General features: G+C 46.0%; 1 protein-coding gene. It reads right to left on the bottom strand.

All coding sequences use genetic code 11. The features are described 5' to 3' along the window. Positions 1 to 130: 130 nt before the first annotated feature. The gene (gene helD, locus Q1A70_RS19560) at positions 131 to 2,206 is read right to left on the bottom strand and encodes a DNA helicase IV (RefSeq protein ID WP_299695610.1); all 2,076 of its coding nucleotides are present in this window, start codon (positions 2,204 to 2,206) and stop codon (positions 131 to 133) included. Positions 2,207 to 2,380: the final 174 nt, after the last annotated feature.

Genomic DNA, 2,380 nt, shown 5'->3' with positions numbered 1-2,380 from the left:
TCACCACCGTTCTAATCACCATAAAAGAATAGATCACAGGACTTGGAAAAGGTTCAACTGATTTAAGCAACAACGCCTTACGAAATAGGTAAATAAGCAGAGCTTGAATTAGCCAATCACGTCAAATTACTCACTTTTTACGAACGACAGGGTAATCGGAACCGTGCAGCTCTTGCACAAAGCCAGAGCCATCACCGCTGTGCGTGATCCATACTTTCTCTTTTGCGCGGGTCATTGCCACGTAGAATAAGCGTCGCTCTTCAGCATAAGGAAAAACATCTGACGATTCAGTCAACGCACCATCGATATGCAGCTGCTTCTTCTTGGTTGGGAATTGTCCTTCATCCACACAAAGTATAATCACAAAGTCTGCTTCTTTACCTTTGCTTGCATGGCAGGTCATGAAGTTGATATCAATTGAGGTATAGATTTCTTTCCAGTCTTGTAGCAACTCTGGCTTGTGGTAATGATTGCGCCCAAGCAGCAATACCGATTTGTTGGTTTTGCCTTTGGATTGCCTGTTGATCTGATCAAGGATCTTCTCAACGTCTTTACTCGGCGCACTGTATACCGCCTTCTGTTTCTGTTGTTTGAAGCTGTTGAGTTCTTTCGGCAATTGAATCGGATTTTGTTGCACAAAGCGATTGGCGACTGCGCCTAACTGGTTGTTAAATCGATAAGTGGTATCGAGCTGATGAATGGTCGCACTCTCAAAACGTTCTTTAAATCCAGTGGTGAGATCAACATCTGCACCCGCAAATTGGTAAATCGACTGCCAATCATCGCCTACTGCAAAAATAGAGGCTTGATGTTGAGCCTTCGACTGATTACAAAGCGCCTCAACCAAAGCGAGGCGATCCGGAGAGATATCTTGATATTCATCGATCATGATGAACTTCCATGGTGAGATAAACTTGCCCTTTTGCACATACTGAGTCGCTCGGCTGATCATGGTCGAGAAATCAATGTGGCTCTGCTCTTTTAGCGCTTTCTGCCACGCGGTTACACATGGCCAACACAATGACAGCTCACTGTTTAAGCGGGTGTAATCTCGGTGGTCAATCAGTTGTTGTTGCACTTCTTTTTTCGATAACCCCGACGCGTTTAACTGCTCTAATTGTCGTTCTAGCCAACTAATCAGTTTCAGATTAGAGGCATGGCTACCGAGCTCATCATCGCCTGTGAGGTAAGCGATAGGCCATTTAGATAAGTGCTTTTGCCAGCGTTTGAAGTTGGTCGGCGTCATCCAGTGCTTCTTCAACCAATCAATGCACCACGCTTGGCGTTGGTTGTCATCTAACGCGAGAGGAGAAATCACCACACGTTCGTTTTCAACTTGATTGAGGATCTTTAAGCCCAGTTGGTGAAAGGTGTTCACTTGCACCTTCTCTGCTGATGAACCAATTTTGTTGTCGAGGCGCTGCTTCATCTCTTCTGCCGCTTCACGACCAAAGGCAAGCAATAACAGCTCTTCCGATTGAGCTTGATGGCTTTGCAGTAAATACGCTACCCGAGCTGTCAGAACACTGGTTTTCCCTGAGCCAGCCCCGGCTAAAATAAGGTTGTGATCGTCATTCATCAGCACGGCATACTGCTGGGATAAGTTCAGGGGGGACGATTCACATTGAGCAAACAATACTTCCCAGTTTTGCCTTTCTGTCTCTAGCCATTGCTGATTTCTTTCCGCTTGCTTGGTTTCAGTTTCAGACAGCCACGGCTGCATACGGGCGATACGATTTGGCATGCGCTGCGCGGCTTCCTCGATGGTCATCGTCATGTCTTCTAAACCCGAATTCACCATATCGACCCAAGTGTTAACCTTAGAGTGGGGTAAAAAAGCAGGAAGTTGCTCTAGGCGAGTTAATTCCGCCTCCCATCGTGGGACATGTTCAGCCAGTTGTTCGCATTGCGCATCATGCCACTTCTGATAGGCACTAACCGATGCGCGGGCAAATTGACGACATCGCTCCCAAGGTAAGCCTTGTACTAACCAGCTTCTCTGTTTGCCATCTTGCTGGTTGGCGAAAAACTGTAACGATCCCCAAAACAAACCGCGTTTTATCGCAACCTTTCCGTTCCAAATAGTAAACGGGATACGCTCTTCACTTCCCACTGAGGATAAAAGCAGACGTGGGCCATCAAGTTCAACCTGATGGTATTCATGTTGGATAAAAAACTGTGCAGTCTTGTTAGCGCTTAGCTGCATTGGAGGGTGCTCTTTAGTTGGGAATATTGAATTTATATCATGATGCAATGAGAATTAATAATATCTCAATGCTTATCGACGCTTTCATCACCGCCGCAAACTAGGGCGTGTTGATCTTTGCTGTACATTTCGCGTTCAACAATACATCGGTAGCCACATCAACATGAATGCCAG

Origin of the sequence: uncultured Vibrio sp. (assembly GCF_947488985.1) — a bacterium.
In the GTDB taxonomy this organism is placed as follows: Bacteria; Pseudomonadota; Gammaproteobacteria; order Enterobacterales; family Vibrionaceae; genus Vibrio.
The sequence above is the reverse complement of the archived record's forward strand: the minus strand, read 5'-3'. Positions and strand labels throughout refer to the sequence as shown.

What these genes read in the sequence shown, in the direction of transcription:
- helD (WP_299695610.1), bottom strand. Translation starts at nt 2,206, where the DNA reads ATGCAGCTAAGCGCTAACAAGACTGCACAGTTTTTTATCCAACATGAA.